This window comes from Pedobacter frigidisoli, assembly GCF_004331675.1.
In the GTDB taxonomy this organism is placed as follows: domain Bacteria; phylum Bacteroidota; class Bacteroidia; order Sphingobacteriales; family Sphingobacteriaceae; genus Pedobacter; species Pedobacter frigidisoli.
The window spans coordinates 21,185-35,213 of sequence record NZ_SJSN01000021.1 but is presented as its reverse complement, the minus strand read 5'-3'; the positions used below and the strand labels follow the sequence as shown (position 1 = coordinate 35,213).

Annotated in this window: 13 protein-coding genes; 9 read left to right on the top strand and 4 right to left on the bottom strand. The window is 35.2% G+C overall.

Annotated features, from left to right (window positions below; translation table 11 throughout):
* Positions 1-468: 468 nt before the first annotated feature.
* Positions 469-1,353 carry a sterol desaturase family protein gene (locus EZ449_RS20170; protein WP_225872386.1) on the bottom strand — a complete coding sequence of 295 codons (885 nt, stop codon included), beginning with the start codon at positions 1,351-1,353 and terminating at the stop codon, positions 469-471.
* Between the two features lie 164 nt (positions 1,354-1,517).
* On the opposite strand from EZ449_RS20170, the gene EZ449_RS20165 reads away from it, so the two are divergent.
* The 5 genes from EZ449_RS20165 to EZ449_RS20145 all read left to right on the top strand — a co-directional run bounded on the left by EZ449_RS20165 (position 1,518) and on the right by EZ449_RS20145 (position 6,471).
* Complete coding sequence (locus EZ449_RS20165) at positions 1,518-2,276, top strand: ROK family protein (RefSeq protein WP_131562325.1); 759 nt, start codon at positions 1,518-1,520, stop codon at positions 2,274-2,276.
* Positions 2,277-2,370: 94 nt separating this feature from the next.
* On the top strand, positions 2,371-3,786 hold the full coding sequence (gndA, locus tag EZ449_RS20160; protein ID WP_205943043.1) for an NADP-dependent phosphogluconate dehydrogenase: 1,416 nt from the start codon (positions 2,371-2,373) through the stop codon (positions 3,784-3,786).
* Positions 3,787-3,816: 30 nt separating this feature from the next.
* Entirely contained in the window at positions 3,817-5,331 is a 1,515-nt protein-coding gene (gene zwf / locus EZ449_RS20155; RefSeq protein WP_131562323.1) for a glucose-6-phosphate dehydrogenase, read from the top strand.
* 49 nt (positions 5,332-5,380) lie between these two features.
* On the top strand, positions 5,381-6,106 hold the full coding sequence (pgl, locus tag EZ449_RS20150) for a 6-phosphogluconolactonase (protein ID WP_131562321.1): 726 nt from the start codon (positions 5,381-5,383) through the stop codon (positions 6,104-6,106).
* An 8-nt stretch (positions 6,107-6,114) separates the two neighbouring features.
* Positions 6,115-6,471, top strand: coding sequence for a DUF5655 domain-containing protein (locus EZ449_RS20145; protein ID WP_131562319.1), 357 nt, complete (start codon positions 6,115-6,117; stop codon positions 6,469-6,471).
* Between the two features lie 2 nt (positions 6,472-6,473).
* Here EZ449_RS20145 and EZ449_RS20140 read toward each other — a convergent pair whose 3' ends face one another.
* The 3 genes from EZ449_RS20140 to EZ449_RS20130 form a co-directional block, all read right to left on the bottom strand.
* Complete coding sequence (locus tag EZ449_RS20140; RefSeq protein ID WP_131562318.1) at positions 6,474-7,355, bottom strand: Ppx/GppA phosphatase family protein; 882 nt, start codon at positions 7,353-7,355, stop codon at positions 6,474-6,476.
* Positions 7,355-9,415 carry a polyphosphate kinase 1 gene (gene ppk1, locus EZ449_RS20135; RefSeq protein ID WP_131562316.1) on the bottom strand — a complete coding sequence of 687 codons (2,061 nt, stop codon included), beginning with the start codon at positions 9,413-9,415 and terminating at the stop codon, positions 7,355-7,357. The genes EZ449_RS20140 and ppk1 overlap by 1 nt, the downstream gene beginning before the upstream one ends.
* 98 nt (positions 9,416-9,513) lie before the next feature.
* A complete protein-coding gene (locus tag EZ449_RS20130; protein ID WP_131562314.1) occupies positions 9,514-10,134 on the bottom strand; it encodes a hypothetical protein in 621 nt (206 codons plus the stop codon).
* A gap of 75 nt (positions 10,135-10,209) precedes the next feature.
* Between EZ449_RS20130 and EZ449_RS20125 the strand changes: the two genes are divergently transcribed.
* The 4 genes from EZ449_RS20125 (at position 10,210) to EZ449_RS20110 (ending at position 13,805) form a co-directional block, all read left to right on the top strand.
* Positions 10,210-10,701, top strand: a complete 492-nt coding sequence (locus EZ449_RS20125; RefSeq protein WP_131562313.1) for a YajQ family cyclic di-GMP-binding protein — start codon at positions 10,210-10,212, stop codon at positions 10,699-10,701.
* An 84-nt stretch (positions 10,702-10,785) separates the two neighbouring features.
* Positions 10,786-11,235, top strand: coding sequence for a GNAT family N-acetyltransferase (locus EZ449_RS20120; RefSeq protein ID WP_131562311.1), 450 nt, complete (start codon positions 10,786-10,788; stop codon positions 11,233-11,235).
* A gap of 59 nt (positions 11,236-11,294) precedes the next feature.
* Positions 11,295-11,891 carry a DUF4142 domain-containing protein gene (locus EZ449_RS20115; RefSeq protein ID WP_131562309.1) on the top strand — a complete coding sequence of 199 codons (597 nt, stop codon included), beginning with the start codon at positions 11,295-11,297 and terminating at the stop codon, positions 11,889-11,891.
* A 303-nt stretch (positions 11,892-12,194) separates the two neighbouring features.
* Positions 12,195-13,805, top strand: coding sequence for a S8 family peptidase (locus EZ449_RS20110; protein ID WP_131562307.1), 1,611 nt, complete (start codon positions 12,195-12,197; stop codon positions 13,803-13,805).
* Positions 13,806-14,029: the final 224 nt, after the last annotated feature.

Here is a 14,029-nt window from a genome sequence, read left to right as displayed (position 1 = left end):
AATAAGAATTATATTTAGCGTAAAATTTCTATTACACTTTATGTAAATACCGGTAAAATTAAGAGAGCTAAAAGGAAATTTTGATATGTAACAATTTAACGATCTATTAATACGAAACATATGGAAACCTAAAATCAAGTCTTTTTATGATTAAAAACGTACTCATTATAAACATTCTTCAACGAAAAAGTTCTTTCTATGATAATTAATCCTACCACGGGAAATATTAACAAACCAATAATATTAAAACTGTGAAAGATAAATGCGAAAATAAGGATTAACCTTAGACATTCGAGGTAAAAAATCCACTTGCGCTGTTCTAATAATGCACCGATATTAATTAGCGAAAGTAGAACAAATATCAAGATGGAAACTTTAGTAAATGGCAATAAAAAACCATAGAATAAAGTTGCGGTGGTTAACAATCCCACAACAAGAATTAATTGAAGATTTAGATAGGTTTTAAATCTAATGGGCGCTAATCTCTTCGTTTTTATTCTGAAAGTATCTCTCTTCTAAAATGGGTCTAATATTTTGATCCATTAAAGCCGGACTACCAAAAATAGCATTCCATTTTGCCTTGAATCCATTCGCTCTTTTGTAAGACTCTGCAATTTCCAGGTAATAGTGAAAATGTTGCCATAGAAAACTATAACTTTTAATGGGATGTGTTAATCCATATTGAGGTCGCTCCTCTTCCTGCTGGAATGTACCAAAAAGTTTATCCCAAAAGACAAAAACATCGCCGTAATTTTTATCGAGGTATTTTTCATCAGAAGCATGGTGAACGCCGTGTAAGGATGGCGTTATAAATACATGCTCGAGCCAGCCAAGCTTGCCAACCAATTGTGTATGCGTAAAAAATGAGTAAGCGCCATGAGCGAGCAAAATGGTAATGATCATATTTGGATGAAAACCTAGCAAAGGCAAAATACACCAAAACACATTTCGAAAAATAGCTTGTATAGTTGTAATTCTAGCTGCTGCCGATAAATTGAATTCTTCACTCTGATGATGTACAATATGTGCAGCCCAGAGGAAATTAATCTCATGACCAAACCTGTGGTACCAATACCAAACAAAATCTGTAGCCAGTAAAAGCATTATCCAAACATACCACCTATTAGAAATATCGAAAATAGCATAGTGCTGATAAACACAACTGTAAACTTGGTAAAAACTTGCCGCCAAAAATAGATTAAGTAGTCTTTCTACAATACCTACACTGAAATTAGCTACCGAACTCTCATATTTAAAAACGCTATTTTTCTTTAGATAATTTGCGATCTTAAGTTCGATATATACAAACAAAAAGAATGCAGGAATTGCAAACGCAAGGTAATTTACAGCCATAGAGTTTTATGATTTTTAATCTTAACGGAACAAACTTAAAGATATTCTACTAAATATATAGATTTACTAGTTTATTTTATTTACACACAAATTACTTCCATCTTCATTTAATATTTGTTGTTTTAATTTATTTGTAGAACTTCGAACCACGTAATTAAACAACTATGGCGACTAAACAGCAAGCTGGCAAAAACAATATATTATCGATTGATATAGGCGGAACAAGTATTAAAACGGTTCTGCTTGATGAAAGTGGGAATATGTTAACAGAATATTTAAAAAGTAAAACGCCAGCTGAGGCTACTCCAAAAGATATTGTAAATGGAATTGTAGAACTTATAAAGCCTTTTCCAGATACTTTCGATAGGGTTTCTATCGGTTTTCCTGGGTATGTAAAAAATGGAGTAGTGAAAACAGCCCCTAACTTAGCCAAAAATAAATGGGCCGAGGTAGATTTGGCCCAGCGTGTGGCTAACGTTTTAAAGAAATCAGTTCGTTTGGTTAACGATGCCGATCAGCAAGGATTGGGAGTTGTAGAAGGCAAGGGTTTCGAGATTGTTTTTACGGTAGGAACTGGATTTGGAACAGCACTACTTTTTGATGGAGAATTATTGCCTCACCTAGAATTGGCTCATTTCCCGATTAGCAAGGAAGAAGATTACGATGATTATGTTGGCAACAGAGCATTTGAAAAAATCGGCACTGAGCGCTGGAATAAGCGTTTAAGGAAAGTGATCGAGATTTATAAAACGGTTTTTAATTACGATACCTTATATATTGGTGGTGGAAATTCTAAGCAAATAGATTTCAAATTAGAAAGTAATATTAAATTGGTTACCAATAGAGATGGGATTAAGGGCGGAGCCAAACTTTGGAAACTTGCTGATAAATATAATATCTTCACCGTGAACCCAGAAAAGTAATTAGCGCTCCTATCAATTATTACAATCTTATAACAACATAAAATAAAATTTTAATTTGTAAACCCTAATTTTGGGTGTATTCAAAAATATAAAAATGGCAAATAACGATTCAGAGCAATATAAATTAGGAATGATTGGCTTAGGCACAATGGGCCGAAATCTTTTATTAAACATGGCTGATAAAGGCTTTTCTGTTACAGGTTATGATAAGGATCGTAAAATGATCTCAAAACTTGAAGAAGAAGGAAAGACTCACAATCTTGAAGGTTTTGATAATATTGAAGATTTTATAAACAGTTTGAAAACGCCAAGAACATTAATTTTACTCGTTCCAGCTGGTCCGATTGTAGATAGCGTTATTGCAGAATTAAAACCGTTATTAAGCAAAGGAGACATTATAATTGATAGTGGAAACTCTCATTTTACAGATACCAACCGCCGTGTTGATGAATTGGAAAAAGATGGTTTACATTTCTTTGGAATGGGAATTTCTGGTGGCGAAGAAGGAGCACGTTTTGGCCCTAGTATGATGCCTGGTGGAGATAAGGAAGCTTACAATGTGGTAAAAGATGTTTTTGAAGCTGTAGCGGCAAAAGTTGGTAACGACCCATGTGTAACTTATATTGGTCCTGGTGCCTCTGGTCATTTTGTGAAAATGGTGCATAATGGTATTGAGTATGCTATAATGGAGCTTATTGCTGAGGTTTATGGCATTCTGAAAAATGGATTAGGTTATAGCAACCAACAGATATACGATACTTTTAAGAAATGGAATGAAGGCAGACTTCAATCTTTCCTTTTAGAAATTACTGCTGAGATTTTCCTTTTTAAGGATACTGAAACACAGAACGATTTATTAGATCAAATTAAGGATGAAGCTAAATCCAAAGGTACAGGAAAATGGACTTCAGAAGTTTCAATGGAACTTCAATTGCCAATTCCAACCATTAACGAAGCTGTTTCTAATCGCGATTTATCTAAATTTAAAAAATTAAGGGTTTCTTTAGAAGAAGCTTTTGGTAAGAAAGATAACAAAATTGATGTCACAGTTGATGATTTAGAAAATGCATTTTATTTCTCGATGATTAGTGCTTACGCACAAGGCATGCATTTATTGGTTCAGGCATCAAAAGAATATCAGTACGATTTAAAATTGCAGGAAATTGCAAAAATCTGGAGAGGCGGATGTATCATTAGAGCTAAGTTCTTAGAAGATATTTATCAATCTTATGAGAAAAACAATTCATTAGAGCATCTTTTTGGCGATTCGGGTATTCAGGATATTATTAAATCTACTTTAGGTGGAACACGCAAAACCATTTCAGCTTGTCTAAATTCAGGATTAGGAATTCCGGCATTTGCCTCTACCCTTACCTATTTCGATACCATTACAACAGCAAGAATGCCATCGAACTTAATTCAGGCACAAAGAGATTTCTTTGGTGCACATACTTTCGAACGCATTGATAAGGATGGCGTTTTCCATGCCGATTGGAATAAACTATCATAATTAGTTAGACTCACGAATCCCGTTATAAAAATGAAAACCAAAACCGCATTAAATCCTACAATATTTGTAATATTTGGAGGTACAGGTGATTTAAATAAAAGAAAATTGGCACCTGCTCTTTATAATTTATTTATTGAAGGTTATATGCCAGAAAAGTTCGCCATTATTGGAACTGGTAGAACTGAATTTACTGATGACAGTTATAAAACGGCGCTTGAAGATGCCGTTAATGAGTTTTCTCGTACAGGAAAGGTTAAAAAAGATAAGTGGGAAAATTTTGGAAATACCATCCATTATTGCCCAACGGATTTTGCTCAACCCAAAACTTTCGAAAATTTAAAAGCTGCAGTAGATAAATATCAAAAGGAATACGGACCAACAACTCAGGTTATTTTTTACCTTGCCGTTGCGCCAAACTTCTTCCCTATTATTGCAGAATCGCTTAAAAAATACAAGTTAACTGAGAATGAAGATAACAGTAGAATAGTTATTGAAAAACCTTTTGGTCACGATTTGGAATCGGCCAAAGAATTGAACTCGCTGCTGAGTACAATCTTCACTGAAAAGCAAATTTACCGTATAGATCATTATTTGGGTAAGGAAACCGTTCAGAATATGATGGCTTTCCGCTTTGCAAACGCATTGTTTGAACCTTTATGGAACAGATCTTACATTGATCACGTTCAAATTTCTGTAACGGAGCAATTGGGTGTAGCAGATCGCGGAGGTTATTATGAAGGTGCCGGTGCATTGAGAGATATGATTCAAAATCACTTGTTGCAGTTGCTTTGTTTAATTGGTATGGAAGCACCGATAAACTTCGATGCCGATGAAATTAGAAATCGCAAGGTGGAAGTTTTAAAGGCAATGCGCCCTTTCTCTGCAGAAGATATTCGTTTTCATACCGTTCGTGGTCAATATAGTAAAGGTTGGGTTGAGGGAAAAGAAGTTCCTGGTTACCGTCAAGAAAAAGGCGTGGATCCACACTCGAATACAGAAACATTTGCCGCAGTCAAATTCCATATCGATAACTGGAGATGGCAAGGCATTCCATTCTATTTAAGAACTGGTAAACGCTTAAACCAAACTTCTTCTTTAATTACCATTCAATTTAGAGATGTTCCTCATCAAATTTTCTCATCTGATGTAACCGAAAACTGGCAACAAAATCGTTTGGTGATCAGTATTCAGCCAGAGATGAGTATCCGTATGCAAGTTCAGGCAAAAAGACCTGGGCTAGATATGGTATTAAATCCGGTAGATATGGTTTTCGATTATAAGGGAACATACGAAGGTGATACACCAGAAGCTTACGAAACCTTATTGCTTGATGCAATGATGGGCGACCAAACATTATTTATGCGTGGCGATCAAGTAGAAGCCGCATGGGAATTGGTAATGCCGATCTTAAATACTTGGGAAAGCAAAAAATCAATCAACTTTCCTAATTACCATGCAGATAGTTGGGGACCAGAAGAAGCTGAAGCTTTAATTGCAAGAGATGGTTTCCATTGGTTTAATTTGCCATTAAATAACAAGGAATAATACCAAACTCGTCTTTACCTTTATTAGTATTGGCGATAAACCATTGAAAATGAATTTATTAATATATAAAACGCTAGAAGAACTGAATCAAGATTTAGCTGATTACGTAATCAAAATTGCAGAAATGTCAATCGAAGAAAACGATCGCTTTAATTTTGTTCTTACTGGTGGAAGCTCGCCAAAAGCCCTTTATAATTTGCTGGCTACGGAATGTGAGCACAGGATTGAATGGGAAAAGGTTTATTTTTTCTTTGGAGATGAGCGCAACGTTCCTGCCGATGATGAAAATTACAATGGCTTAATGGCAAAGAAAGCTTTGCTCGATCCATTGAATATTAAGGCAGATCATATTTTTTATGTTGATACAACTCTCGCTCCAGAAAAAGCTGCGATAGAATATAAAAAAGCGATTGACAAACATTTTAATGGTGAGGATATCGTGTTTGATTTAATTCTTTTAGGTATGGGCGATGATGCACATACAGCGTCTATCTTCCCGCATACCACGTTGGTTAAGGATGAAGAAGTAAACATTGCATCGGTTTTTGTAGAAAAATTAGATACCTATCGCATCAGTTTTACTGCTCCATTAATTAATAAAGCAGACAATGTGGCTTTCTTGGTTTTTGGAGATAATAAAGCCGAAGCCATTAAACATGTGGTTGGCGATCAGCAGAAAGATTTCGACACTTACCCATCTCAATTAATTGATCCAATTGATGGGAAATTAACTTTCTTTGTTGATGAGGCTGCAACTAAATTATTAGCAGATTAAAAATTATCATGTCTGAAGAAAAACAATTATCAGACTTTTTAAATGGAAAAACGGAATATACTTTGGGTCTATTCCGTTTTTTTATTGCTGAATTTGCTCAATTTGGCAAGGTGAATCTTCGTGCAACAAAATCAATGATCGCGATTGAGTCTACACATGGTTTTGCTTACATCACGCAATTGGGTAAAAACTTTGTCCATGTTGTATTTCCATTTGAAATACCCTTTAAAGATAATTTGTGTTTCATAAAGATTGCACAAGTTCCAGGAACAAATCAATTTAACCACCATTTAAGAATTTATTTTACCGAAGACATTAATGAAGAAGTGAAAAGATTTATGAAAATGGCGTACTTTGCGAAATAAACTTAATCTAATTTTTCTTCAATCAATAACTTAATGATACCATCTGCCATACCAACTTTAGGTACGAAAATCTGTTTAATTCCAGTCCACTTCATCAAGGTTAAATAAATTTCGCATGCTGGGATAATTACATCGGCACGATCGGTGTTTAATCCCAATGTATTAATCCTTTCTTTTAGTGAATAACTGGTTAACTTGTTGTAAAGTGCATTTAGTTTTTGGAGCGATAAAGGAGCGCCATCTTTTTCATCGCTCATGCGGAAGAGCTTATTAATATTACCTCCAGTTCCGATAGCAGCCAAATTTTTATAAGCCTTAGTTTGCTCTTTTACCCAATCTTTCATTTCATCCCAGGTTTCTTCTTTATCCTGGTTATCTAACATTCTAATTGTACCAATATTAAATGATCTCGAAGCCTCTGGAACTCCTTTTACAAAAACTGAAAGTTCTGTACTACCTCCACCAACATCAATGTAGAGATATGTTTTATTTTCATCTAAATCTTCTTCAATGTGGTTGGCGTAAATAATATTTGCCTCTCTTTGTCCCTCAATAATCTCCAGGGTTAAATCGGTTTTTTCCTTTATTACCTTAACAATATCCTGTCCATTACTCGCCTCACGCATGGCAGATGTAGCACAAGCCAAGTACTCGGAAACATGATAAACATCCATCAAATTTTTGAACGCCATCATTGTCTTTACCAAATCGCCCGCTTTTTTTTCTGAGATATATTGATCTAAGAATGCATCATCGCCCAAACGAAGTGGTACGCGAATTAACGTCGTCTTTTTATATTTGTACTTTCCATCCTGTCTGCTAATATCTGCAATGAGCAGTCTCACTGCATTCGAACCGATATCTATAGCTGCGTATCTTAACATTATGATTGATGCTTGGTTTTTAAATAGTTATAAATATCTACTTGCGCCCTTATTTTTTTACTCAACCTATTTTTGTGGTACTTATTGTTATTGAGGGCATTAATTTGTCGAGATTTGGTATTGTCTTGTAATTGTAAATCGATCATATCCTGAATCTCTTGTTTCACATCGGGATCAAGAACTGGAAAGCCAACTTCTACCCTGTGTTCAAAGTTTCTGCTCATTAAATCAGCCGATGATAAGTACATATCATTTTTACCATTATTACTGAAAATGTAAACTCGGGCATGCTCTAAAAATTTATCAATAATGCTTATGGCAGTAATATTTTCGCTAAAACCCTTAACACCCGGAACCAAACAGCAAATGCCACGAATAATCAATTGGATTTTAACGCCAGCATTACTGGCATCGTAAAGTTTAGAGATAATTCCCTCATCAGCTAAACTATTAACCTTAAGCATAATATAGGCGATTTTACCTGCTTTGGCGTTCCTTATTTCCCGATTTATAAAGTTGATAAGTTTTGATCTACTTTCTAATGGAGAAACGATAAGATGCTTAAAACCCTTCGTTACGGTTCGTTTACTTAAGGCATCAAACAATTTAACCAAATCATTAGTGATTTCCTTTTTGGCCGTGAAAATACTATGATCGCAATATAAGCCAGCAGTTTTCTCATTAAAGTTTCCTGTAGCTAAATTTGCATAATAAACAGGTTTCTCTTTCTCTATCCTTTTAACTAAACAAATCTTGGAGTGAACTTTGTAATCGGTTAAGCCATAATTCACTTTTACCCCTTCTTCCATTAAACGACTGGTCCAAAAAATATTAGCTTGCTCATCAAACCTGGCTTTTAATTCCACTAAAACAGAAACGGCCTTACCATTTTTTGCTGCGTTAATTAAGGCATTAATAACCTTGGAGTTTTCTGCAAGGCGATAAAGCGTGATTTGAATTTCCGTTACCTTGGGATCTATAGCAGCCTCACGAAGAAATAAAATGATATAATCGTAAGATTGATAAGGCAGATTTACTAAATAATCTCGGTGAGCAATCTTATTAAAAACACTTTCTGTTCTGTGCAAGCCATGCACCTTTATCGGTACAATTGGAGTATATTCCAACTCTTTCTTCCCAACATTTGGGAAAGCGATAAAATCGCCAAATTTATGGTAACGATTTCCCGGAATCAAACTTTCAGCCTCCAGTTTAAGCTTGTTAACCAAAACCGTTAACATATTTAATGGCATGGCAGAATCGTAAAGCAAACGCATTGGTTTACCTTTTTTGCGCTTTTCCAAACTACTTTTTAAATCTTCAATAAACTTATCGTTAATGTTTTTATCGATATCCAATTCAGCATCACGGGTGAGTTGAATGGAATAGGCTTCTAAATTATCGTAAGTAAAAACGTAAAAAATATCATCTAAACAGTAACGAATAATATCTTCAGCCAGGATAATAAATTTTAAATCGTTGGTTTCTGGCAGCACCAAAAACCGAGGTAACGTTGGTGGAATCTCAATCAATGCATATTTCTCTCTCAGCTTCGTGTCTTTCTTAGAAAGTTTCACAAAGAAATACAAAAAGCGGTCTTTCAACTCTGGAAATGGCTTATCCATGTCCAACATGATCGGAACCAAGTTTGAAAGAATTTTATCCCTGAAATGATTTTTAACAAACTCCCCCCTACTTACATTCAGCTGGGTATCGTTTAAAATGAAAATTCTATTTTGAGCAAGCTCATTGATTAAGGTAGCCTGAAAAAGCTGATCGAACTTTCGTTCTTGTTTAACAACAATATTTTTAATTTCATTTAAAATCTTTTTAGGATTAAATCCTAAAAGTGCTTTTGCCTTATCGTTCAGGTTGGTTAACCGTGTCATCGTTGCTACACGAACGCGATAAAATTCCTCTAAATTTGAAGAGAAGATGGATAAAAACTTAATCCGCTCTATAAGTGGGACAGTTTCATCTGCTGCTTCCTGTAAAACACGGTCGTTAAAATATAACCAGCTTATTTCGCGGTTTAAAAAGGGTATCTTTTGTTTGCTCATTTAAAAAATAAAAAATCCCTGCCAAAACAGGGATGATCAAAACTGCACATTATTTTGTTAACTCGATGTTAATTAATTAGCACCTTAACATTAACATATTATTTTTTTGCTGGAGCTTTGGTAGTCTTCTTAACAGCAGTTGCTGCTTTAGGAGTTGCTGTCTTTGCTATAATTGGTTTAGCTTCAACTTTTTTAACTGTGGCAGTTACTTTTGCAGGAACCTTAGCCACTACTTTTTTAGCTGCTGCCACTTTAGGCTTGGCCACTTCAACCACTTTTTTTACTGTACTTTTAACTGCCTTTACAGGTTTTGAAATTGCTTTTTCGGCTTTTTCTTCTGATGCTATTGCAGCAACCTTAACGCTTTGAACTATTGGCTTTGCCTTTGAAACAGCTTTTTTAACAACTTTTGCTACAGATTTTTCTGCCTTGCTAGCTGCCTTTACAACTGGTTTTTTTTCTGCCTTAACTTTTTCTTTTGATGAATGCAAGAGATCGTCGATTTTATTGCCAACATCAGTTTTTATAACAGTAAACTTTTTGGTTAATTTTTTTGCCACACGCTTACTTGCTTTGGCAACTTCACTACTAATCTCTGATGCATCGTGACCTAAACTTTTTATTACATCTAAAAACTGAGCAGTGATAGATTGTTCCAATTGTTTCTGAGCTTCTTTTTTTGTTGATTTTTTTTGAGACTTTGCTTTAGTGGTTTTCATATTATTTTTCGTTTTTTTGTGAGGTTGATTTAATTTTACTAAATCTACTTAAATTTTTAATTTAAAGCTAAAACCATGCCTTCTTTTGATATTGTAAGTAAAGTTGATGCGCAGACTCTTGATAATGCGATTAACAATGCTAAAAAGGAAATTCTTAACCGTTTTGATTTTAACGGCTCGAAAAGTACTGTAGATTTAGATAAAAAAACAAACGTGGTAACTATTGTTACCGAAGATGATATGCGTTTAAAAGCCATTGAGGGCTCTATCATTTCTAGAATGATGAAACAAAACCTTGACCCAAAAAGTCTTGATTTCGGTGATGAAAATATAGCATCAGGAAATATGATTCGCAAGGAAATAACCATTAAAGAAGGCTTAGACAAAGAGGCAGCCAAAAAGGTTGTTGCTAAAATCAAAGCTAGTGGTTTAAAAGTTCAAGCAGCTATTATGGATGACCAGGTTCGCGTTACCGCAAAGAAAATAGATGATTTACAAGCGGTTATAGCTTTTTGTAGAGGCGAAGATTTCGGTCAGCCCTTGCAATACATTAACATGCGTAACTAGAAATCTAGAATGTAATAGCAGATTGATAAAAGGTATATTTATACGTCGATTAATGCTTCACTCAAAATTCAACCATTATTTAACATGGAAATAAGCGAAAACGGATTTGTTTTTTCAGATAAGAAAGCACTTTTGAACCGCGATGCTATTCATCGTTACCTAAGTGAAGAATCCTATTGGGCGAAAAATATACCACTGGAAACTGTAAACAGGGCAATTGATAACTCGCTATGTTTTGGTGTTTACAAAGATCTGCAGCAAATTGGTTTTGCCCGTTGGGTAACCGATGCGGCAACCTTTGCTTGGCTTTGCGATGTTTATATTGAAGAAGAGTTTAGAGGATTAGGACTTTCAAAAAAGTTAATGTCTTTCATGATCTTCCATCCAAATTTGCAAGGCTTACGCCGTTACCAATTGGCTACTTTAGATGCACATAGCCTTTACGAACAATTTGGCTTTACGGTTATTCAAAACCCTGAAAGGCAAATGGGCATTGTGATCCCAAATATCTATACAGATCAACCCAATCAATAACAACAAAAAAACCTTTTCCATACTTCCTTGTTTTGAATACAAATTAATTACAACGAAAAATGAAAAGAATATTTTTATTATCAACTGCCTTTGCATTAGCCCTTTCGTTTCAGGCTTGCCAAACTGCAGATAAAAAATCGGCCACTACAAAAGATAGTGTTGCCGGTGATACCACAATGGTTAATGGAAACCATGTTGCTGGAGCAGAGAGTACTCAATCTGGCTTAGATGAAGCTGGATCTACTTTTTTAAAGAAAGCCGCAATTGGCGGAATTATGGAAGTTGAGGCTGCAGAAGTAGCAGAAAAAAATGCATCAAGCCAGGCAGTTAAAGATTTTGCATCAAAAATGCTTGCCGACCATACCAAAGCTAATGCCGAATTAAAGGCCTTGGCAGTACAAAGGAAAGTGATTACGCCAGATGGTTTACCTGCAGATGATCAAATTCATTTAGATGAAATGAAGAAAATGACTGGAGTAGCTTTCGATAAACACTACATGGAAATGATGGTTACAGATCATGAAAAAACTGTTGCATTATTTAAAGAGGGTATGCAAAACAGAGATCAGGAATTAAAAACATGGGCAACAAATACACTATCTGTTATTGAAGGACATGATGCAATGGCCAAAAAGATTGTTTCGGAAATGAAATAATTAATTTTTACTTTTTAACAATTGGAAATGGTTAGCACGCTAAGCCAACAGGCTAAAGTTTTATAATTATACCTGTGTAAAATAAACCCGATGGGATGAATGCCGTTTTTCTCGGCAGAAAGTACAGCGGGGCTAATTTGCCAAGATATTCCTCCGATCGTTTTCAAAATATTCAAATCCTGAATTTTAGCAATTCAGGATTTTTTATTAGTAAGATTTGACGAAAAGCATCATTTTTAACACAATTTCTTTAAATAGAAAAAATTAAAATTAACTTTCGCCGTTTAATACAAAAATACATTAATGAACAAGTTTAGAATTTTTAAAACGCTTTTAGGTGTTGCAGCAATAAGTGCAGCTCCCTTTGTTGCAAATGCACAAAAAAACTGGCAAAATCTCGATCTTAAAACTGATACGATTTTCGGCATTAGTACAGAAAAAGCATACAAGGAACTTTTAAAAGGTAAAAAATCGACAAAAGTGATTGTTGCTGTAAATGATGGTGGCGTAGAGGCAAACCATGAGGATTTAAAAAGAATTATGTGGGTAAATGCCAAGGAAATTGCGGGCAATGGAAAAGATGATGACAAGAATGGTTATATCGACGATATTTATGGATGGAATTTCATTGGCGGACCAAAGGAGTCGATAAATTTTGAAACACTTGAGTTAACCAGGTTGGTTCGTAGAGATCAGGTACGGTTTGCTTCCACAACAGATGCAAATGTTGCTGAAAAAGACAAAAAAGATTGGGAAGCATTTAAAGCCGAAAGATCAAAATTAGAGCAAAAATTAGCAGAAGCAAAAGAAGGACTTGCTGGCTACAACGGTTTAAAAGGAGCTATTGATGCATTTGTTAAGAAAATCGGAAAGCCAAACCCTACTTTAGAAGATGTTAAAAACTTTAAACCAACTACAGAAATAGACGGACGTGTTCAAGGAATATTATTGCCTGAAATAGAAAAATCTAGCTTTGAGGATTTTTACGAAAATCAGATTGTAGAGGGGATAGATTATTATACTCGCCAGGCTGAATATAACCTTAATATTGATTATGATCCACGATCTATTGTTGGTGACGATCAAAATAATTTGACGGAAAAGTTCTATGGAAATAATGATGTAGAAGGCCCTGATGCAATGCATGGTACCCATGTTGCCGGGATTATTGCTGCCGATAGAACCAATAAATTAGGAATTAATGGAGTTGCCGATAATGTGCTTATTATGGGTGTTCGTTGTACTCCAAATGGCGATGAACGCGATAAGGATGTTGCCAATTCCATTCGCTACGCTGTTGATAATGGCGCTAAAGTAATAAATATGAGCTTTGGTAAGGCTTATAGCTGGAATAAGGAAGTGGTTAACGAGGCTATGAAATATGCTGTATCGAAAGATGTGCTTTTGGTTCAGGCTGCTGGTAACGAGAATGAAAACATCGATGTAGAGAAAAATTTCCCAAATCATAAAGATTTAGATGAAAAAACCATAGCTTCTTGGATTACTGTTGGCGCATCTGGACCAAAAGACGATGAAACGCTTAAGGCCAGCTTTTCTAATTATGGTAAAACGCAGGTAGATGTTTTTGCGCCTGGTGTTCAAATTAATTCTACCATTCCAGATTCTAAGTATAAAAATTTAGATGGTACAAGTATGGCATCACCCGTGGTAGCAGGTTTAGCAGGGTTAATTCGTTCTTACTATCCAAAATTAACAGCAGCACAGGTAAAGGAAATCATTATGAAATCTGTTGTTAAAATAAACCATAACGTGGAGTATGCAAAAAGCGAAGAGCCGAACGCTGAGAAAGTTTCGGTTCCATTTTCTGATTTGTGTGTTAGTGGAGGAATTGTAAATGCTTACAATGCATTGAAACTAGCAGCTACTTATGGTGGCAAAACTGCAGCAAAGTAATAATTTTCACATTTATTCAAAAGGGCGAACTTTTTTTGAAGTTCGCCCTTTTTATTTAAAAACCGGAGTTATTGCCTAAAACGTAATATATGACCGGTCGTCTTCCTGAACTTGATTCAGGATCTTAATAGCATTAACGCTTAGCATGAAAGATGCTGAATAAAGTTCAGCATGACGACAGCTTACCCGCAAAGATCAAATTCTCAAGTCCTAAACTGTATCCA